The sequence below is a fragment of the Ramlibacter rhizophilus genome, assembly GCF_004681965.1.
Lineage (GTDB): Bacteria > Pseudomonadota > Gammaproteobacteria > Burkholderiales > Burkholderiaceae_C > Ramlibacter > Ramlibacter rhizophilus.
The window spans coordinates 500,380-520,476 of the sequence record NZ_SMLL01000003.1; the positions used below are offsets into that span (position 1 = coordinate 500,380).

The 20,097-nt window shown below is 69.3% G+C and carries 18 protein-coding genes; 11 read left to right on the top strand and 7 right to left on the bottom strand.

Annotation, left to right across the window (positions count from 1 at the left end; translation table 11 throughout):
* The first annotated feature begins 5 nt into the window (after positions 1-5).
* The 4 genes from clsB to EZ242_RS08835 are packed head-to-tail and all read left to right on the top strand — an operon-like array spanning position 6 to position 4,460.
* Positions 6-1,217, top strand: coding sequence for a cardiolipin synthase ClsB (gene clsB / locus EZ242_RS08820; RefSeq protein WP_135284763.1), 1,212 nt, complete (start codon positions 6-8; stop codon positions 1,215-1,217).
* Positions 1,214-2,236: a ligase-associated DNA damage response exonuclease gene (locus tag EZ242_RS08825; RefSeq protein WP_135284764.1), complete on the top strand. Its 1,023-nt coding sequence runs from the start codon at positions 1,214-1,216 to the stop codon at positions 2,234-2,236. Before clsB ends, EZ242_RS08825 begins: the two co-directional genes overlap by 4 nt.
* Positions 2,233-2,712 (top strand): DUF2269 family protein, encoded by a 480-nt coding sequence (locus EZ242_RS08830; protein WP_135284765.1) that lies wholly within the window; start codon positions 2,233-2,235, stop codon positions 2,710-2,712. Before EZ242_RS08825 ends, EZ242_RS08830 begins: the two co-directional genes overlap by 4 nt.
* The gene (locus tag EZ242_RS08835; RefSeq protein ID WP_135284766.1) at positions 2,709-4,460 is read left to right on the top strand and encodes an ATP-dependent DNA ligase; all 1,752 of its coding nucleotides are present in this window, start codon (positions 2,709-2,711) and stop codon (positions 4,458-4,460) included. The genes EZ242_RS08830 and EZ242_RS08835 overlap by 4 nt, the downstream gene beginning before the upstream one ends.
* 332 nt (positions 4,461-4,792) lie before the next feature.
* On the opposite strand, the gene EZ242_RS08840 is transcribed toward EZ242_RS08835, so the two are convergent.
* Complete coding sequence (locus EZ242_RS08840; protein WP_135284767.1) at positions 4,793-7,312, bottom strand: putative Ig domain-containing protein; 2,520 nt, start codon at positions 7,310-7,312, stop codon at positions 4,793-4,795.
* 238 nt (positions 7,313-7,550) lie between these two features.
* Between EZ242_RS08840 and EZ242_RS08845 the strand changes: the two genes are divergently transcribed.
* Complete coding sequence (locus EZ242_RS08845) at positions 7,551-7,817, top strand: hypothetical protein (RefSeq protein WP_135284768.1); 267 nt, start codon at positions 7,551-7,553, stop codon at positions 7,815-7,817.
* Between the two features lie 635 nt (positions 7,818-8,452).
* On the opposite strand, the gene EZ242_RS08850 is transcribed toward EZ242_RS08845, so the two are convergent.
* Positions 8,453-8,713: a hypothetical protein gene (locus tag EZ242_RS08850; RefSeq protein ID WP_135284769.1), complete on the bottom strand. Its 261-nt coding sequence runs from the start codon at positions 8,711-8,713 to the stop codon at positions 8,453-8,455.
* 260 nt (positions 8,714-8,973) lie between these two features.
* Positions 8,974-10,173, bottom strand: a complete 1,200-nt coding sequence (locus EZ242_RS08855) for a hypothetical protein (RefSeq protein ID WP_135284770.1) — start codon at positions 10,171-10,173, stop codon at positions 8,974-8,976.
* A 230-nt stretch (positions 10,174-10,403) separates the two neighbouring features.
* Between EZ242_RS08855 and folE the strand changes: the two genes are divergently transcribed.
* The 5 genes from folE to EZ242_RS08880 all read left to right on the top strand — a co-directional run bounded on the left by folE (position 10,404) and on the right by EZ242_RS08880 (position 14,394).
* Entirely contained in the window at positions 10,404-11,129 is a 726-nt protein-coding gene (gene folE, locus EZ242_RS08860) for a GTP cyclohydrolase I (protein ID WP_135284771.1), read from the top strand.
* Positions 11,130-11,134: 5 nt separating this feature from the next.
* Complete coding sequence (locus EZ242_RS08865) at positions 11,135-11,557, top strand: BLUF domain-containing protein (RefSeq protein WP_135284772.1); 423 nt, start codon at positions 11,135-11,137, stop codon at positions 11,555-11,557.
* 10 nt (positions 11,558-11,567) lie between these two features.
* The gene (locus EZ242_RS08870) at positions 11,568-12,383 is read left to right on the top strand and encodes a DUF429 domain-containing protein (RefSeq protein ID WP_135284773.1); all 816 of its coding nucleotides are present in this window, start codon (positions 11,568-11,570) and stop codon (positions 12,381-12,383) included.
* A 54-nt stretch (positions 12,384-12,437) separates the two neighbouring features.
* On the top strand, positions 12,438-13,382 hold the full coding sequence (gene rssA, locus EZ242_RS08875) for a patatin-like phospholipase RssA (protein ID WP_135284774.1): 945 nt from the start codon (positions 12,438-12,440) through the stop codon (positions 13,380-13,382).
* A 196-nt stretch (positions 13,383-13,578) separates the two neighbouring features.
* Entirely contained in the window at positions 13,579-14,394 is an 816-nt protein-coding gene (locus EZ242_RS08880) for a hypothetical protein (protein WP_135284775.1), read from the top strand.
* A gap of 26 nt (positions 14,395-14,420) precedes the next feature.
* Here EZ242_RS08880 and EZ242_RS08885 read toward each other — a convergent pair whose 3' ends face one another.
* The 4 genes from EZ242_RS08885 to EZ242_RS08900 form a co-directional block, all read right to left on the bottom strand.
* Positions 14,421-16,073, bottom strand: a complete 1,653-nt coding sequence (locus tag EZ242_RS08885) for a SulP family inorganic anion transporter (RefSeq protein WP_135284776.1) — start codon at positions 16,071-16,073, stop codon at positions 14,421-14,423.
* Between the two features lie 90 nt (positions 16,074-16,163).
* Positions 16,164-17,492, bottom strand: a complete 1,329-nt coding sequence (locus tag EZ242_RS08890) for a sulfatase family protein (RefSeq protein WP_135284777.1) — start codon at positions 17,490-17,492, stop codon at positions 16,164-16,166.
* The gene (locus EZ242_RS08895) at positions 17,493-18,470 is read right to left on the bottom strand and encodes a Bug family tripartite tricarboxylate transporter substrate binding protein (RefSeq protein ID WP_135284778.1); all 978 of its coding nucleotides are present in this window, start codon (positions 18,468-18,470) and stop codon (positions 17,493-17,495) included.
* A gap of 23 nt (positions 18,471-18,493) precedes the next feature.
* A complete protein-coding gene (locus EZ242_RS08900; protein WP_135284779.1) occupies positions 18,494-19,459 on the bottom strand; it encodes a Bug family tripartite tricarboxylate transporter substrate binding protein in 966 nt (321 codons plus the stop codon).
* Positions 19,460-19,562: 103 nt separating this feature from the next.
* Here EZ242_RS08900 and EZ242_RS08905 point away from each other — a divergent pair, with 103 nt between their 5' ends.
* Positions 19,563-20,090, top strand: coding sequence for a MarR family winged helix-turn-helix transcriptional regulator (locus tag EZ242_RS08905; protein ID WP_135284780.1), 528 nt, complete (start codon positions 19,563-19,565; stop codon positions 20,088-20,090).
* Positions 20,091-20,097 lie beyond the last annotated feature (7 nt).

Genomic DNA, 20,097 nt, shown 5'->3' on the forward strand with positions numbered 1-20,097 from the left:
CCACGATGTCGCTGCGCCTGCCACCCCTGCGCCCGGGCCACCGCATCGCGCTGCTCGAAGGCAGCGCCGAGCTGTTCCCGGCCCTGGTGGCGGCCGTGGACGCGGCCACGCACGAGGTCTGGCTGGAGACCTACATCTTCGACTTCACCAGCGCCAGCGCCGAAGTCGCCTGGGCGCTGGAGCGCGCGGCGCGGCGTGGCGTGGCCGTGCGCGTGGTGGTCGACGGCTTCGGCACGCCCGAGCTGCCCGCGCACTGGCGCGAGCGCTTCGACGCCGCCGGCGTGCGCTGGCTCGTCTATGCCCCCCTGGGCAGCCTGGGCGTGGCCTGGCCGGGCAGCTGGCGGCGGCTGCACCGCAAGCTGTGCGTGGTCGATGCGCGCCTGGCCTTCTGCGGCGGCATCAACCTGCTGGACGACTGGCACGACCCCAACCACGGCGCGCTGGAATCGCCGCGCCTGGACTTCGCCGTTCAGGTGAGCGGGCCCGTGGTGGCGGACGTGCGGCACGCCATGCACCAGCTCTGGCAACGCCTGCGCGCCGTGCGCCAGCTCGATCCGCACCTGCTGTCGGAGGTGCTGGCCTCGCCGCCGCCCCTGGCCGCGCAGCCCCGGTGGCGGGACGACGCCGGCGCGCCCGCGCAGGCCAAGGTCGCCCTGCTGCTGCGCGACAACCTGCGCCACCGCCGCCACATCGAGAAAAGCTACCTGCGCGCCATCGGCCGCGCGCAGCGCGAGATCATCATCGCGAACGCCTACTTCGTCCCCGGCGGGCGCCTGCGCCGCGCGCTCATTCGCGCGGCGCGGCGCGGCGTGCGGGTGATGCTGCTGCTGCAGGGCCGCTACGAGTACTTCATGCAGTACTACGCCTCCAGGCCGGTGTACGACGCGCTGCTGCGCGCGGGCGTGGAGATCCACGAGTACTCGCGCAGCTTCCTGCATGCCAAGGTGGCGGTCTTCGACCGCCGCGTGGCCACCGTGGGCTCGTCCAACCTGGACCCGCTGAGCCTGCTGCTCGCGCGCGAGGCCAACATGATGGTGGAGGACGGCGCCTTCGCCGAGTGCCTGCGCCTGCGCCTGCTGCACGCCATCGAGCACCAGGGCGTGGCCATGGACCCGGCGCAGTACGCGCGCCGCCCCTGGCGCGAACGCGGGCTGGAGTACCTGGCCCTGGGCGTGATGCGCCTGGCCCTCGTCGTGCAGGGAAAGAAGTACCTGTGAACGGCGACCTGGTCGTGCAGCGCCCCGAGGGCCTTTACTGCCCGCCCGGCGACTTCTACATCGACCCCTGGCGCCCGGTGGGGCGCGCTGTCATCACGCACGCCCATGCCGACCATGCGCGCGTGGGCCATGGCCACTACCTGGCCGCCACGCCCTCCGAAGGCGTGCTGCGCGCCCGCCTGGGCCGCGAACTGAACCTGATGACGCTGCCCTATGGCGAGCGCATCACGCACCACGGCGTCACCGTCTCGCTGCATCCCGCGGGCCACGTGCTCGGCTCCGCGCAGGTGCGGCTGGAATGCGGCGGGCAGGTGTGGGTGGCCAGCGGCGACTACAAGGTGGCGCCGGACCCCACCTGCGCGGCCTTCGAGCCGGTGCGTTGCGAGGTCTTCATCACCGAATCTACCTTCGGCCTGCCGATCTACCGGTGGCTTCCCGACGAGGAACTCTTCGCGGACATGAACGCCTGGTGGGCGGCCAATGCCGCGGCGGGGCGCGCGAGCGTGCTGGCCTGCTACAGCTTCGGCAAGGCGCAGCGCATCCTGGCCGGGGTCGATCCCGCCATCGGCCCCATCGTCGTGCACGGCGCGGTGGAGCCCCTGAACCGCGCCTACCGCGAGGCCGGCGTCGCCCTGCCGCCGACCGCGCTGGTCACCGACATCCCCGACAAGGCCAGCCTGCGCCGCGCCTTGGTGCTGTGCCCGCCCTCGGCCACGGCCAGCACCTGGCTGCGCCGCTTCGGCGACAGCAGCGTCGCCTTCGCGAGCGGCTGGATGCAGCTGCGCGGCGCGCGTCGGCGCGGCGGCTACGACCGCGGCTTCGTGCTCTCCGACCACGCCGACTGGCCCGGCCTGCACCGCGCCATCGCGGCCACCGGCGCCTCGCGCGTGATCGTCACCCACGGCAGCGTGCCGGTGATGGTGCGCCACCTCACGGAGCAGGGCCTGCGCGCCGAGGCCTTCGCCACCGAGTACGGCGACGACCGGATCGAGGCCGACCTGGAGCCACCCGCCGCATGACCTACCTCGCGCTCAAGTACCTGCACCTGATCGGCTCGGCCATCCTGTTCGGCACCGGCATGGGCATCGCCTTCTTTGCCTGGTTCGGCTATCGCAAGGCCTTGCGCGAGGACCAGCTCGCGCTGCTGCAAGGGGTGCTGTCGCTCACGGTCACGGCCGACACCGTCTTCACGGCAACGGCGGCGGTGCTGCAGCCCATCACGGGCCTTCTGCTGTGGCACATGGCGGGCGGCAGCTGGACCAGCCCGTGGCTCGCGTGGGTATTCGGCGTGTACGTCTTCGTGGGCGCGTGCTGGCTGCCAGTGGTGGTGCTGCAGGTCCGCCTGCGCAACGCGGCGCGCGCGGCGCCCTCCGTCGCCGCGCTGGGCCCGCAGTTTCATCGCTGGTTCCGCGTCTGGTTCCTCCTGGGCTGGCCGGCTTTCGCGGGCGTGCTCGTGCTCTTTGCCCTGATGCTGGGCCGCGGCTGGCTGGCATGAGGCAGTTCGCGGCCCTGTACGCGCAGCTGGATGCGACCACCTCCACCGCCGCCAAGGTGGAAGCCATGCAGCGCTACTTCGCGCTGGCCGAGCCGCGCGATGCCGCCTGGGCGGTGTACTTCCTTGCCGGCGGCAAGCCGCGGCAGGTGGCGCCCATGGCCACGCTGGCGCAGCTGGCCTGCGAGGAAGCGGGCATCGCGCCCTGGCTCTTCGACGAGTGCTACCAGGCCGTGGGCGACATCGCCGAGACCATCGCCCACGTGCTCCCGCGCGGCGAGCTGGTCTCCACCCTGGGCCTGGCCGACTGGGTGGAGCAGCGCCTGCTGCCCCTGCGCGGGCTGCCGCCGCCGGAGATCGCCGAGCGGGTGCGCGGCTACTGGAGCGAGCTGGACTGGCAGGGGCGCTTCCTGCTGCTCAAGCTGGTGGGCGGGGGCTTTCGCGTCGGCGTGAGCAAGCTGCTGGTGCAGCGCGCGCTGGCCGCGCATGGCGGCATCGACGCCAAGCTCGTGGCGCAGCGCATGATGGGCTACACGGACGGCCGCAGCATGCCCTCGGCCGAGCGCCTGGCCGCCCTCATCGCCACGCCGGCGCCCGGCGCCGAGCGCAGCGCCGCGGACATCGGCCAGCCCTATCCCTTCTTCCTCGCGCACCCGCTGGACGGCGCCGCCGAGGACTTCGAGGCCCGCCTGGGCCCGGTGGCGCAGTGGCAGGTGGAATGGAAGTACGACGGCATCCGCGGCCAGGTGGTCAAGCGCGGCGGCGCGGTGTGGATCTGGTCGCGCGGCGAGGAGCTGGTCACCGACCGCTTCCCGGAAATCGTCGCCCTCGCGCAGCCGCTGCCGGACGGCACCGTGCTGGACGGAGAAATCATGGCCTGGCGCGCGCCGCCGGCCGAAGGCGGCGAAGCGCGCGTGGACGTGGGCTGGGGCCTGGCCGGCCAGCCCGCGCCCTTCGCGCTGCTGCAGCAACGCATCGGCCGCAAGACGGTCACCCGCAAGGTCCTGGCCGACGCACCCGTTACCTTCATGGCCTACGACCTGCTCGAAGAGGCCGGCCAGGACATCCGCACCCTGTCCCAGCACGAGCGCCGCGCGCGGCTGGAGGAACTGCTGCAGGGCCGGCCCATGCCGCTGTCGCCCATCGAGCGGGCGAACTCCTGGGAGGAGCTGGCCCGCCGCCGCGAGCAGGCCAGGGCACTCGGCCTGGAAGGCTTCATGCTCAAGCGCCTGGACGCCGCCTACGGCACCGGCCGCACCAAGGCCGATGGCCTGTGGTGGAAGTGGAAGATCGACCCCATGAGCGTGGACTGCGTGCTGGTCTATGCGCAGGCCGGCCACGGCCGGCGCGCGTCCGTGTACACCGACTACACCTTCGCCGTCTGGAGCCGCGCGCCGGCCAGCCGGGAGGAAGCCGAGGCCGTGGTGGAAGCCATCGCCCGCCGCGAGCCGCCAGCGCCGGGTGGCCTGCAGCTCGTCGCCGTCGCCAAGGCCTACTCGGGCCTGACCGACGAGGAGTTCCGCCGCATCGATGCGCTCATCCGCCGCAACACGGTGGAGAAGTTCGGCCCGGTCCGCAGCGTGCGGCCCACGCTCGTCTTCGAGCTGGGCTTCGAAGGTATCAACCGCAGCGGCCGCCACAAGAGCGGCATCGCCGTGCGCTTCCCGCGCATGCTGCGCATCCGGGCCGACAAGCCGCTGCACGAGGCGAACACCTTGCAGGACCTGGAGGCGCTGTTGATGTCGACGTGAGCGGGCGGTGGAGGGGTGAAAGACATGCCCGATCAAACACATCCGTTCGCCCATGGGCTTGTCGAAGGGCTCGCGTGGTGGTCTGGGGCGATGTGCTTCGACAGGCTCAGCCCGAACGGTTTGGGGCTGGGTGCGCTGTTTGTTGAGAGACATGCCCGATCAAAACATCCGTTCGCACTGAGCTTGTCGAAGGGCTCGGGTGGTGGTCTGGGGCGATGGGCTTCGACAGGCTCAGCCCGAACGGTTTGGGACTGGGTGCGCTGTTTATTGGAAGCCTGTCGAGGGGCCTGCGCACGGGGCGAAGCTCCGACAGCCCATGGCGGGGCTCGTCCTCAGGCGAAAAGCCAGTCGGCGTGTACAGACTCCGCACTTGCAGTGGGTGTGGCCAGCTCCGCGCCGGACGCTGAAGGCGCTTCCGTCGCTCCTAGCTGCTGCGTTTCTGGTGTCGCTTCCGTCGCTATCTCCCTTTCCGCCGCGGAGCTGACCCATAGCATGAGCTCTACGTTGGCCGATGCCCCGGCGCGGTCAGTGGCCTGCAGGCGCAGGCCCCATTCGCCCGCGTCGCCGTGGCCAGGCCGCGCTTCGATGAACAGCAGCGCCGGGTCGAAACTCAGCCACTCGGGCAGGCCCGAGCCGTCGGCCCGGTCCAGGCGCCATGCGAGGGTGTCGCCGGCGTCCGCATCGGTGACCAGGTCCTGCGGCAGTTGCAGCGACAGCACCTCGCCCGCTGCGGTGCTCACCGCGGGCAGTGTGGCCGTGCCCGCCACCGGCGCCGTGTTGGGTGGTGGCGTCAACCCGCCGCGTGCGATCACCTCGCGTACGGCCGCCATGTCCATCTCGGTGCCGTCGGCGAACTGCAGCCGCTCGACCTGCTGGTAGGGCTGGCTCGGGTTGAGTCCGTACTGGACCAGCAATGTCTCGTCCGTCTCCAGAATGCGCAGAATCAGGCTCTGGTTGCCATCGGTCTCCAGCTTCACGTCCCAAGGGCGCAAACCGGTGAGGGCGATCACGTCCGCCTCGGTGGGCGAAGGCCAGTTGCCCTGCTCGCTGATGGTGTCGTGGCCCTGGCCGGCGCCCCAGACGTAGGTGTCGTTGCCGGCGCCGCCGACGAGATGGTCGTCGCCAGCGCCGCCGCTGAGCGTGTCGTCGCCATTGCCGCCGAACAGCTGGTCGTTGGCGGCGCCGCCGTCCAGCACATCGCTTCCGCCCTCGCCATACAGCGTGTCGTTGGCAGCCCCACCGAGCATCACCTCGTCGAGGAGGCTGCCCTGTCGGCTGTCGCCGACGGTGATGCGGTAGTCGGCCATCATCGCCCGCAGCGCGTCGCCGTCCACGGCGGCCCACTCGCGCAGCATGTCCATGAGCGGCTGGTACTGGCCGGTGGCGATCAGCTGGGGGCGGAACAGGGCGACCAGGTCCACGAGGTCGCCGCCGGCGGCCAGAGCGTCGGTCGTGTGTCGCTCGGCGAGCATCGTCGCCATGGCGCTGCCGTCCAGGCGCACGCCGTCCTCGTCGATGACGATGTTGATGGCGTCCAGATACGGTTTCAAGCGGGTCTGCAGGACCAGGGCGGCGTAGACGCTGTCGGACAGGGCGGTCCAGGCTTGCTCCAACATCGCCACCTGCGGCCCGGTGATCGTCACGTTGAACTGAAAGCGACCGGTCGCCGCGCCGCCACCGCCGGACGCACCCGCCGCGTTGGTTGCGCCGACTTGCGTCTGTTCGATCGCGCCCCGGTTCACCGGCACCTGCACGAAGTGCGAGCCATTGAACACCTCCAGGACATGCAGCCGGCCCATGAAGTCCACGCTCTCCGCGGAGACCTGTCTGGCCTGGCGGTCACCCGTCTCTGGCATGTAGGTCATGCCCTCAAAGGTGACTTGAAAGAACGCCATGGCATCGGCCAGCTCACTGAGGCCGCCGGTGGTCTGGATGTTCCCTTCGGTGATCAGGGGGTACAGGAAGCGCGCATCGTTCAAGCGTCCCGAGCTCTCCGCCCAGGCATCGACCACATTACGCAGAAGTTCCCCGCGTTGCGATGTTCGGTCGCCAGACTCTGCGAAGGCGCGCACCGCCTCCTCCAGGCCAGCAGCCTCCGGCGTGCCCAGGCTCATCGCCTCCCGCAAATCCCGCACCCAGCCCGAGCCGCGCATCTGCGGCAGCGCGCGCGCTGAGTCGCTAAGTTCTGGGTTGTCCGTGAATGTCCGAAAAAAGTTATTGCTTGCCAGAAGCAGACTCCCCGACAGCTCCGTCGTGCCGCTGCCGCCCACGCCGCCGTCGGTGCGCGTGAATCCGCCGCTGAGCACCTGCGTGTTGCCGTGGCCCAGTGCCTGCGTGTGCGGCGTACCCACGGCATTGATGCTGGCAATGCCGCTGTCGGCCAGTGCGCTCAGTTCACCGGACTGGCTCACGCCATCGCCATTGACATCGCGCCACAGTTGCAGCCGCCCATAGACCGGGTCCGCCGCGTCGATGCGCCCGTCGCCATTGGCGTCATGCTGCGCCAGCGCCTCGAAGCCGTCGCGCGCCAGCGTGCCGTCCGGCAGGCGTGTGTTGTCGCCGAAGAGTTCGCGGCCGCTGTCGATGCGGCCATTGCCATCCAGGTCCAGCACGACGAGCGCGTCGTCGGGGGCGATCCAGCCGGTGGCGGTGAGGATGCCGTCGGCGTTGTGGTCGAAGAGGGTTGGGGTGTCGTCGATGGGCGTGGTCTCGATGCCGTCGCCGTCGAGGTCCAGGACGAGGGGGTCGCGAGGGGGTGGGGTGAGGGCGGCGTTGAAGTGTGAGTTGACTGCAAGATTGACGGGCAGTGGCTCCCACACTTGCGGTTGGTCAATGCACAGCTCGCGAAGCATGTCGCGGGCAGCGTTCCAACTGGCGTTGATCTCCGATTGGCGATCAGGCGGTAGCGGCTCGTCAGTCCCTGGGGCCCGCCAGATTCCGGAGGGGTCCCGTAAATCCCGATACGCTGTACCGTCAGCTGTCGTTGCTAGCAAAGGAACACGATCTGAGTTGGCGCCAGCTGGGAGTGACGTAAAGAGCAGCCCCCAGCCCGGAATAGGCCCAAATGGAAAGCCAAAACCATTCGTCGCGATGAAGTTGACCGGAAGGCTGATTGCGAAACGTGACATTGGATTTGATTTAGTCGGTGAGAGTTATCCAGGCTGCGTAAGCGAGAGCAACAACAGCCACGGTGTAAACGGCGTAAGCGTCGACTTGTCTAATGCTAATCCGCCGCTTGCCGTTGAAGAGTTTGTTCAGTGCTATCGCAATCAGCGTGAAAGCGACATAAGAAACGCATATAAAGAAGACGTAGCTGCTCATGTGATCATTGAAAAGGCGGGTAAGCCGAAGAAATGAGTTCGCCAGGTTACGCTGATCGCCAGGCCAGGACGCATCGCGGATGGCGTTGGGGGAAGCGCTGTATAGGTCAACCCTCCAACGGCAGCGGAAGCTGCTATATCGCCGGTTGCCGCTGTATAGTCTGCGAGCGCGTCCGCTTCTTGGAACTTCTTGAACGCATCGGCAAGCCCGCGCGTATCTTCGGTTCTCCGAAGTACTTCTATTGCTCGGCCCGGAAGTGACAAGATCAATATATAAAGTTCGAAATGAAGTTGAAGGTTGGAAGCGCTGATAGAAACGCGAGCCGATAGAGTCGATCAAACATACTCCTCTGGTCCACGCTGGTTATCGAGAGGTTGATGTGGAATACCAGCAGCAGTGGTGGGCACAGGAGCCACGTTGCAACCCACTTCTCGGACGAACCGCTTTTGACGGGCAGCCAACCCGGCTCCGCCCAGTTCAGGGTCGCCAATAACAGCGATGTTGCGCTGATAAAAAGGACTAACTTACCTTCCAATGATCGGGGGAGATTCCTGATGTATCCGCTGACGGTCTCGCGCCCGCTGAGCATTGTGTTTCCTCTATGCTTGACTTGTTCATTGATATCAAAGCTTCCCGCTGAGGCAGAGTGCTTGTATTTCTACTGATTGCCCTCACCACCGAGGAGGTCCATTCGGATCGACTTTGGGTCCGATGAAATAGCGGACCAGGCAGGCCATTGCGCAGATGTAGAAGATGATGGTCATGCCCTGCGGGCCGGCCCATAGCCAAAGCGGGGTGAGGAAGAAGGTCAGTGGGCCGCGGGGTTCGCCGCCTTCCTTGACGAAGGAAGTGATGGTTGCCACGACGAAGAAGCCCGCGCATCCTCCGAGCCAACTGCGCTTGCGCTGTGAACGTTCGATCAGTTCGAGCATGTTTCCTCCTGAGGGTCGATGCGCTGCTGCTTCGGGACGCGGTGACGTCGCGCAGCGTCAGCCGGGAACGTTGAATGTGAAGACCGGGAGTGCGCCAACGAAGGCGGGGCGGTTCAGCTCCCGGTGGCGCAGTGTAGTTGTATATAGCTACAGCCAGGCGTCAAGAGCCCTTCGGTGTTACCGCGGCCCTGGCAAATCTGCCACTCGCCACGGCGCCCGCAAGGATTGCGGGAGCGGCAAGAAGCCGCCCCCGGCGAGGCTTAGCTGTCCTGCGGCCCCGGTGCCGGCAGCTTCGGCTGCAACTCCACCAGCGTGGTCATCATTTCCTTCGGCGGCCAGACGACCTGGGCGGACAGGGGCGGCAGCGGCGGGACGTAGGGGCGGCCGTCCACGGTGACGCGGGCATCGTCCATCATCTTCCGCATGAGGTCGCCATCGGCCGCGATCCAGTCGCGCAGCAACGCGGTGAGGGGTTCGTAGTGATGGGCGGCGATGGCCTGCGTGCGGAAATAGACGATGAAGTCGAGGAGGTCGCCGCGGGCGATGCGCGGGTGGGTGCCGTGCAGCTGGACCAGGAGCGCCGCCAGGCCCTCGGCGTGCAGGTGGGGGGTGTCGTCCTCGACGGTGAAGCCGGTCGCATCGACATAGGGCTTCAGTCGCGTCTGCAGGGCCAGGGCGGTGTAGACGCTGTCGGCCAGCAGGTGCCAGGCGTCTTCCATGACGTCGCCGTCGTAGAGGCCGATCACCTGCACCACGCGCGCGATGTGCTCGCCATCCAGGTACTGGCGGAAGCTGGGCGGGGCGGGGCGGTAGGGCACGCCGTTGAAGGCATACAGCGCGTTCAGCTCCTGGTAGAAGCGGATGCTCTCGGGCGTGAGTTCGTGGTCGTAGGCGACCGGGCTGGGGCCCGGTTCGGCGCTGAGCTTGAAGGGCAGGAAGTGCAGGACGATCTGCAGCCGGTTCTCCCTGGCATGGACGGTCCAGCCGAATTCGCCGGTGGCGGTCCAGGCGTCGATCACCGCTTCCAGCAGCGTGCCTCGCTGGGCCGAGCGCTCGGTCGATGCGGCGAAGGCGCGCACGGCGCTTTCCAGGGTGCGCGCCGCACGGGTGCCCAGGCTCATGGCTTCGCGCAGGTCGCGCATCCAGCCGGCTCCGCGCATCTGGGGCAGGGCGCAGGCCGCCGCGCTGGGCTCGAAGGTGTCCGGCTGCTCCAGCCGCTCCTCGCTGCCCATGGACAGCTCGATGGGCTGGCCCTTGTGGTTGCGGCGCAGGGCGGTCGGCGCCAGCGCCCGCCGGAATGCCGGGTGCAACTGCGGGCTCGGCCGCAGGAAGTCGCCGATGGTCGAGGCGGGCGCGGCGCTGTTCGCCGGGGTCGGCAGGGCGCTCGGGGCTGCGCCCGGCGGCCCGCTGGCGCCACTGAGCTGGCGCAGCACGTCCACGGTGGTGTCGGATGCAGGCATGGTGGTCGATTCCTCTCGAAAGCGCCCGGGCTGGCCCGGGCAGCGGCGCCGCGGCGCACGGGGGCGGTCCGGCGCGGAGTTTAGGTGAATCGAATTAGTTGTCCCAGCCATGGCGTACCCTAATTGATGAAGGACGACGGCGGCACGGGCTGCATGGCTGTACGCGGTACGGGCCTTCTGCCGCGCTTGAGCCATGCCGCGGCAACCCCGGTGTTAGCATCCCCCTGCCCATGAAAGCCGAACCGACTCCCTCCACCCTCGCCCATGCGGCGGATGACGAAGGCACGCCCGTTTCGGTCAAGATCCGCGAGCGCATCCGGGCGGCCCGCAAGCGCTTCCACGCCAACGACAACATCGCCGAGTTCATCGAGCCGGGCGAGCTGGAGGCGCTGCTCGACGAGGTCGAGGTCAAGATGCAGGGCGTGCTGGACAGCCTGGTCATCGACACCGACAGCGACCACAACACCAACGACACCGCGCGCCGCGTCGCCAAGCTGTACCTGCGCGAGGTGTTCAAGGGCCGCTATGTCAAGCCGCCGCCCATCACGGACTTCCCCAACGCCGAGCACCTGAACGAGCTGATGATCGTGGGGCCGCTCACCGTGCGTTCGGCCTGCAGCCATCACTTCTGCCCCGTGATCGGCAAGGTGTGGATCGGCGTCATGCCCAACGAGCACACCAACGTCATCGGCCTGTCCAAGTACGCGCGCCTGGCCGAATGGGTGATGGGCCGGCCGCAGATCCAGGAAGAGGCGGTGGTGCAACTGGCCGACCTCATCATGGAAAAGACGCAGCCCGACGGCCTGGCCATCGTGATGGAGGCCACGCACTACTGCATGGCCTGGCGCGGCGTGAAGGACATGGACAGCCGCATGATCAATTCCGTCATGCGCGGCGCCTTCCTCAAGGACCCGACGCTGCGCCGCGAATTCCTGGCCCTGCTGCCCAAGGGATGAGCCACATGCTGGTGCGACTTCTCTATTGCAGCCGCGCGGTGGACCCGAGCCCCGACGTGATCGAGTCGATCCTCGCGCAGTCACGCCAGCACAACCCCACCTGCGGGATCACCGGCATCCTGTGCTACGGCGGGGGCATCTTCCTGCAGGCCATCGAGGGCGGCCGCATGCCGGTGTCGGACCTGTACGGCCACATCCAGCGCGATCCGCGCCACAAGGACGTGGCCCTCTTGCACTACGAAGAGATTTCCGAGCGCCGCTTTAGCGGCTGGACCATGGGCACGGTGAACACCACCAAGGTTAACCAGACCGTGCTGCTCAAGTACTCCGAAAAGCCCGAGCTGGACCCGTATTCGGTCTCCGGCCGCGTGTCGCTGGCCCTGCTCGAAGACCTGATGGCCACCGCCGCGATCTGCGGCCGCGCCTGATCGTCGCCCGGTGAGCACGCCGCTGGCCGGCTGCGATTTCTCCAGCGCCCCCACGCCCCGCAAACCCATCGTGCTCGCGCACGGCACGCGCCTGGGCGAGCGCGTTCAGCTCACCGGACTGGAGGCCCTGCCCACGCTCGATGCCTTCGCGCAGTGGCTGCGCCGCCCGGCCGCGTGGGTGGGCGGCTTCGACTTCCCCTTCGGCCTGCCGCGCGAGCTGGTGGAGCACCTGGGCTGGCCGCGCGAGTGGCGGGCCTGCATGGACCACTACGCCAGCCTCACGCGCCCGCAGATCCGCGACACCTTCGCTGCCTTCTGCGCCGCGCGACCCGCAGGCGCCAAGTTCGCGCACCGCGCCTTCGACCGGCGCGCCGGCTCCAGTCCCTCCATGAAGTGGGTCAACCCGCCGGTGGCCTGGATGCTGCACGCGGCGGTTCCCTTGTTGATCGACGCGGGCGTCCACCTGCCCGGGCTCCACGCGGGAGACGCCGGCCGCGTGGCGCTGGAGGCCTACCCCGGCCTGCTCGCGCGCGAGCTGATCGGGCGGCGCAGCTACAAGAGCGACGACCGCGCCAGGCACACGCCCGAGCGGCTCATCGCCCGCAAGGACCTGCTCGCCGCGCTGGAGCTGGGGCGCACGCGTCTGGGCCTGCGCCTGAAGCTCACGCACGCGCAGCGGGATGCGCTGGTGGACGACGCGAGCGGCGACCGGCTGGACGCCGTGCTGTGCCTGGTGCAGGCCGCCTGGGCCGAGCGCCACGGCGCGCCCGCCTATGGCCTGCCGGCGGACCTGGATCCGCTGGAGGGCTGGATCGTGAGCGCGTAGGCGGGTGTGCGGCGCGCCCGAGGCGAGTGCCCGGCGCGGGTACGATTCCCAGCCATGCCCACTCCTCGACGCCCCAAGATCGGCCTGGCCCTCGGCAGCGGTTCAGCCCGCGGCTGGTCGCACATCGGCGTGCTGCGCGTGCTGGAGCGCGCCGGCATCGTGCCCGACGTGGTGTGCGGCACCTCCATCGGCGCCCTGGTCGGCGCCGCCTACGCGGCCGGCCAGCTCGATCGGCTGGAGGACTGGGTGCGCGGGCTCAGCTGGCAGTCGGTCATGGGGCTGCTGGACTTCACCACGCTCGCCGGCGGCCTGATCCAGGGCGAGCGCCTGCTCGCGTTCTTCCGCCGGCACTTCGAGGACCGCGCCTTCGCGGACCTGCCCGTGCAGTTCGGCGCCGTCGCCACCGAGCTGGCGAATGGCCGCGAGGTGTGGCTGCGCGAAGGCTCCGTGGTGGACGCCGTGCGCGCGTCCATGGCGCTGCCGGGCCTGTTCACGCCGGCGCAGATGGACGGCCGCCTGCTGGTCGATGGCGGGCTGGTCAATCCGGTCCCGGTGTCCCTGTGCCGCGCCATGGGGGCCGACATCGTCATCGCCGTGGACCTGAACTGGGACCTGATCGGCCGTCACCTGGAAATGGAGGCGCGCGAGCAGTCGCCGGGCGTGCTGGCGAGCTGGCTCGGCCGCCTGCCGCTGGGCCTGGGCCGCGTGCGCAGCGGCGCGCCCCGCGAGGTGGCGACGCCGACGCTGTCCATGTTCGACGTGCTGGGCGTGAGCCTGAACATCATGCAGGTGCGCATCACGCGCAGCCGACTGGCCGGCGAGCCGGCCGACGTGATGGTGCGCCCGCGCCTGGCGCAGCTCGCGCTGATGGACTTCCATCGCGGCGCGCTGGCCATTGCCGAAGGCGAGCGGGTGGCGGGGGAGGTGCTGCGGGAGATCGAGTCGCTGCTGGGGCCGCTGCAGCCCGGGATGCGCGAGCTGACTCCGCCCCGCGAGTGAGCTGGTGCGGATTGGAGATGGGCGGCCGCAGCGCGGAAGCGTCGCTCAAGGCCTGCGGCAGGAAGTCAGCGGCTAGAAAGCCGCCCCGGGCGTTCAGCCGTCATGCTCCCGGCGCCGGCATGAGCCGGCTCCCCCATGCTGCTCAGGCGCCGAGAGGCCCTCCGCAGTCCGCGCAACTTCCCGCGAGGCCCCGCCCATGACCGCCACCCCCGCCGCCTTCTCCATCAGCGTTCAGACCCCGCCTGCCGCATCGATCCCGCGAGACTCCAAGCGGACCGCATGGGCTGACACCGCCGTCACCGTCGGGGCTACGCCGCGACTGGTGCGTGCGATTTCGCCCTTGGAGACCGAGCCGTTCGAGAAAAGAAGCTTTGCCGTCGTCCTGTCGAGCCTCGTTGTGAGCAGCGTCACCGGTGCGTCCTTGTTGGGGACCGGCACGGTGCGGCACGGCGGTCTTGTTGCTGCTCCGTTGTTCGGCTTTATGACCCCATTGATCGGCGTGGGGATTTCCAGTTATCTGAAGCATCGGCAGGCGCTTGCCCGCGAGCTGGCGGGCGCTGGCGACGAACCGCAGGACGCAGCCGGAAAGTTGAAGATGGCCTGCGACGAGTGGCGGGGCAAGAAGGCCAACGGCGCCGGCGTCCATACGATGGTGTGGCGCATCGTCGATTTCGATGAGGCCACCGGGCGCAGCCTCTCGGAAGACCAGCTTGCAGGCGCCATCTGCGGACTCATCCGGGATGGTGTTGCCCACGCGCGTGATTACTACAGCCTCGCGACGATCTCGTCCGCACTGAGGACGCTCATCGAGGATAAGCGCTGCAGCGCGGCAGCCATCGAGCGGGAGCTGCGCAGCGCATTCAATGACGCCCCAACGACCGGGCTTGAACCCGACTCCGCAATGAAGGCGGAGTTCGTCGCACGGACGGTCGAATGGATGATGAAGGAGAAGGCTTCACCAGACCACATGCCAAAGGGGGTGGACCATCCAGTCCGACACCGAGGCTGCTGACCAGCGACTCGCGAATCAGGTCCCGATCAGGACCTGCTTTGTTCGAACGCCGCCAGCGCTTCCCCGTCGGTCCGGTACAGCCGCAGCAGCGGATCCTCCCGCAGCTCGCCCGCCCGCTCCAGCATGGTCTGCACCGGCAGCTTCAGGCCGCTCAGGTGCAGCGTGATGCCGCGGCCAACCAGGAAGCGCCGCAGCTGCCCGAACATCTCGACGCCGGTCGCATCGATGCGGTTGATCGGCTGCGCGAAGAGGCACACGTGGCGCAGCCCGGGATGGCTGGCCACGTACTCCACCACCTGCCGCTCCAGCGCGCTGGCCGAGGCGAAGTCGAGCTCGTCGTCCATGCGCAGCGCGTAGGTCTCGGGCGCGATGGGCGCGAGCTTCCAGAGGTGGCGGTCCCGCAGGCTGCCGTCCGGGTGCAGGCCGACCTCGATGATGCGCGGGTGCAGGCGGTGATGCAGGAAGTGCACCAGCCCGAGCAGCACGCCCGTGAGCACGCCCCAGTAGATGCGCGGCGCCGACAGCAGCGTGACCGCGAAGGTGACGACCGCGATCACCGCCTCCACCCGGTGCAGCCGCCACAGCGCCGGCACCAGGCGCGGCTTGATCAAACCCACCACGGCCGTGACCACCACCGCCGACAGCACCGGGGAGGGCACGTAGTAGAGCGCCGGCGTGAGGAACAGCAGCACGCCCAGCACCACGCCCGTGGCGAAGACCGTGGCCCAGCCCGTGCGCGCGCCGGCGTACAGCGTGATGGCCGAGCGTGAGAAGGACGTGCTGACCGGGAAGGCGCCCGAGAAGGCTGCGGCGAGCTTGCCCATGCCCTGGCCGACCAGGTCCTGGCTCGCGTCCCAGCGCCGTCCCTCACGCTGGTTCTCGATCTTGGCGCTGGCCGCCATTTCCAGCGAGGTGACCAGCGACAGCACGAGCGCCGGTGCGATGAGGGTGGCGAACTGTTCCCAGGGCAGCAGGCCCGGCCAGTAGAAGCCGGGCAGGCCGGCGGGCAGCTGGCCCACCACCGCCCCGCGCGTGGCATAGCCGGTGGCGGCGCTCAGGGCGGCGGCGCCGGCCAGCACCAGCAGCACGATGGGCAGCTTGGGCATGAGGCGCTTGCCGGCCTCGAAAAGGGTGAGGGCGACCACGCCGTAGGCCAGGCCTTCCCACTCGGGGCTCGGCGCCTGCAAGGCCTGGAGCAGGGCGCCCTTCAGTCCGAGCAAGGCCGGCAGCTGCGAGGCGATGATCAGCACCGCCGCCGCCTGGCTGAAGCCTGCCAGCACCGGCGAACTCACCAGGTTCAGCAGCCACGACGCCCCGCTCAGGCCCACGGCCAGCTGCACCACGCCGGCCAGCAGCGCGAGCCACACGGCCAGGGCCACCCACTGCGCGCTGCCCGGTTCGGCCAGGCCCACCAGGGACGCGCCCACCAGCACCGCGCTCAGAGCCGAGGGGCCCACCGACAGCCGCGTGGAGCGGCTGAAGAGGACGGCCGCGAGCGCCGGCAGGAAGGTGGCGTACAGGCCGGTGACCAGCGGCATGCCCGCCAAGCCGGCGTAGGCCACCGACTGCGGGATCATGACCACCGCCACCGTGAGCGCCGCGGCCAGCTCGCCGCGCAGGAGGGCCGCGTCAGGGCGCGGCCAGTCGAGGAAGGGGAACCAGTGGCGAAGCTTGGACATCAGTGGCCGAGCTTAAACGCGATGGGCAAGGCCCGGCTTCGCTCCTTCCCCCAGAGGGGGAGGGTGTTTTCGCACCATCCCTCGCGCCGCTCACCGCTGCGGCATGTCCTTGTAGCCGTAGCCCAGGCTCACGGTCGCATCCGCGGGAATGGCGGGCATGGTCTCGTTCCAGGCCTCCCAGGCCTCGCGCATGCGGGCCAGGCGCTGCGGGTCGCGGCCGGCCTGGTTCGCGCGCTCGCGCTCGTCGGCGGGGATGTTGAACAGGTAGTCGTGCCCGTCCACGCGCAGGTACTTCCAGTCGCCGTCGCGCGTGGCGCGCTGGCCGCGGTGGTTCATGCGCCAGTGCATGGGGCGGGCGAACTCCGCGCCGGCTTCGCGCAGCACGGGCAGCAGCGACACGCCGTCGAGCGGATAGGCCGGGTCGGGCTCGGCGCCGCCGGCCTCGATCATGGTGGCGGACCAGTCCATGCTCATGCAGTGCTGCGCGCTGCTGCGCCCCGGCCGGATGACGGCGGGCCAGTGCGCGATCCAGGGCACGCGGATGCCGCCTTCGGTCAGGTCCATCTTGCCGCCCACCAGCGGCCAGTTGTCCGAGAAGCGCTCGCCGCCGTTGTCGCTGGTGAAGACGATGAGGGTGTTGTCCAACTGCCCGTTGCGCCGCAGGGCCTCCACGATCCAGCCGATGCCCTCGTCCATGTGGTGGATCATGCGGCGGTAGGTGTGGATGTTGCCGCCGTGCAGGTGGAAGAGGTTGTCACGCACCTCGGGCGCCTTGTCCGCATCGTCGCGCGTCTCCCAGGGCCAGTGGGGCGCGGTGTAGTGCAGGCTCAGGAGGAAGGGCGCCTCCTGCGCCGCCATGCGGTCCACGTAGTCCACGGCGCGGCGGGACAGCAGGTCGGTGAGGTAGCCCTCTTCGTGCTTTTCCTCCTCGCCGAAGTACAGGTCGTGGTCGCCCGTGCCGGCGCAATGGGTGAAGTAGTCCACGCCGCCGGCCATGGGGCCGAAGAACTCCTCGTAGCCCGAGCGCAGCGGCCCGAAGGTGGGCGGGTAGCCCAGGTGCCACTTGCCGATGAGGGCCGTGCGGTAGCCCGCGCCCTTGAGCAGCGAGGGCAGGGTGGGCTGCTCGGTGGGCAGGCCGAGCGTGGTGCTGTGGCGCGCGCGGCTGTTGATCGGTTCTTCGGCCGCGCCGCGCAGGCGGTACTGGTAGCGCGCGGTCATGATCGCGAAGCGCGTGGGCGAGCACACCGGCGAGTTGGAATAGCCCTGCGTGAAGCGCAGGCCGTTCGCGGCCAGCGCATCGAGCACGGGCGAGACGGCGCCGAACTCGGCCTCGCGGCCGCCGTAGCAGCCCAGGTCGGCGAAGCCCAGGTCGTCGGCGACGATGTAGATGAAGTTGGGACGCTTCTGCGTGGAGCTCATTTATTCGACTTTCATGCCGGTGGCGCGGATGACCTTGCCGTAGCGATCGTGCAGGTCGGACAGGCGCTTGGCGGCCTGCTCGCCGGCCAGGCCTTCGTAGTGCATGTCCAGGGCCTTCAGGCGCTCACGCAGCGCGGGCTGGGCCAGGGCGTCGGCCACGCCCTTTTGCAGCTTCTGCACCACCGCGTCCGGCGTGGCGGCGGGGACGTGCATGGTGTAGAGCACTTCCTGTTCGAGCTGCGGCAGCCCGGCTTCGCTCACCGTGGGAATGTCCGGCGCGAGCTGCGAACGCTGGCGGCTGGTCACGGCCAGCGGCGTGATCTTGCCGGCTTTCACGTGCGGCAGCATGCCGGGCGTGGCGAGCACGCCGCCGTCCACCTCGCCGGAGAGCACGGCCGTCACGGCCGGCGCGTTGCCCTTGTAGGGAATGTGATTGATCTTCATGCCGGTGGCGTCGGTGGCCATCTCGGCGGCCAGGTGGCCGGGGCTGCCGGGGCCGGCGGAGCTGAAGTTCACGCCCTTGGCCTTGCCCGCGGCCACCAGGTCCTTCATGGACTTGAAGCCGGTCTGCGGGTTCACGCCCACCAGCAGGCCCGAGGAACTCATGACCATCACCGGACGCAGCTCGGAGGTCTTGAAGGGTGCGGCCTTGTAGATGTGCGGGTTGACCGTGTAGATGGTGTCGATGCCGAGCAGCACCGTGTAGCCATCGGCCGGGGCCTTGGCGACGCTGTCCGCGCCGATGTTGCCGGCCGCGCCGGGCTTGTTCTCGACGACGAAGGTCTGCTTGAAGTCCTTCTGCAGCGAGTCCGCCACTGCGCGTGCGAGCACGTCCAGCGGGCCTCCTGGCGGAAAGGCGACGACGAACTTGACCGGCTTGTCGGGCCAGGCGGCGGGCTGCGCCAGGGCCGTGCCGGCCGAGAGGGCCAGGGCGGCTGCGATCAGCAGGCTGCGGCGCAGGTGGGAAGTGGCATGCATGGTGTTCTCCCGGGGAAACGAAATCAGGGCGTGTAGCCGGACTGCTGCACCACCGGCGCCCACTGCTTGCGGTAGGCGTCCAGCATGGCGCGGGTCTGCGCCTGCGTGGCGGCCACGGGCGTCATCTTGGCGTCGTTGAATTTCTTGACGGTGTCCGGATCGCGCATGACCTCGTGAATGGCCTTGGACAGCAGGTCCACCTTCTCCTTGGGCATGCTGGCGGGTGCGAAGAGGGCGTTCCAGCCGGTGCCCACCAGGTTCAGGCCCTGCTCCTTGAGCGTGGGAATCTGCGGCGCATACGGCGAGCGCTTCTCGCCGCCGATGGCCAGGATGCGCAGCTTGCCGCCTTCGTGCTGCGGCAGCAAGGTCTCGAAGGTGTCGAAGGCCACCGGCACCTGGCCGCCGATCAGGTCCGTGATCAGCGGGCCGGAGCCGCGGTAGCCCACCACCTCGGCCTTCACGCCGGCCTTCTCGCCGGTCATGAGCGCGAAGAAGTGCGGCAGGCTGCCGGTGGCCGGCACGCCGAAGTTGGACTTCTCGGGGTTGGCGCGCATCCAGGCGATCAGGTGGCTCAGCTCCTTGACCGGCACGGCGGTGGCGACCGCCAGGCCGAAGTCGTAGTCGTTCACGTGCGAGACGGGCACGAAGTCGCGCTGCGGGTCGTAGCCGGCGTCCTTGAACACCAGCGGCGCGACCACCATGACGGCGGGGTTGCCCACCATCAGCACGTTCTGGTTGGCCGGCGTGTTCTTGACCTGCTGGGCCGCCAGGCGCCCACCCGCGCCGGTCTTGTTCTCCACCACCACGGGAACGCCCAGCTTGGCCTGGAGCTTGTCGGCCACGATGCGGGCGACGCGGTCGGTGGAGCCGCCTGGTGCATAGCCCGAGACGATGCGCAGCGGCCCGTCGAGCGCGGGCGCGGCTTGCGCGAAGGCGAGGGCGCCCGAGAGGGCCAGGGCGGCGCCCAGGAAGATATTGCGTCGGTTCATGCTTGTCTCCTCGGGCCCGTGCGATCTGCGGTGGCCCGTATCGGGCAACTCTAGTTCGCGGAGAATTCATTGATCAAATCAATCATCCACCGCACAAACCCTGATGCCTGCCCGCCCCTCGCGCCTGCGCCAGCCCGAGCGGCTGGACGATCTCCTCCTGTACCGCCTCGGCCGGCTCACGGCCACGGCCGGCACCATGGTCATCCGCCTGTGCGAGGGCCGGCACGGCATCACCCGGCGCGAATGGCGCGTGATCGCGGCGCTCTGGGAAGCGGAAGCGCTGCTGTCCTCCGAGCTGGCCGAGCGCATCCAGCTCGACCGCGCGCGCACCTCGCGCGCCATCACCTCCATGGTCGCCAAGCAGCTGCTGCAGCGCACGGCCGGTGCCGCCGACCGGCGGCAGGCGCGGCTGTCGCTGACCGAGGCCGGCCGCAGCCTCTACCGAAAGCTCATGCCGGAGGTGCAGGCCATCAACCGCGACATCCTCGCCGTGCTCTCGGCGGACCAGGTGCGCACGCTCGACGAGGCGCTGGCCCGCATGCAGCTGCGCGCCGCGCAGCTGGCGGCCGAGGCCGAGCTGCCCAAGGCCGACCGGCGACGCGGCGGACGCTCGCGTGCGCTGCTGGGGTGAGACGCTG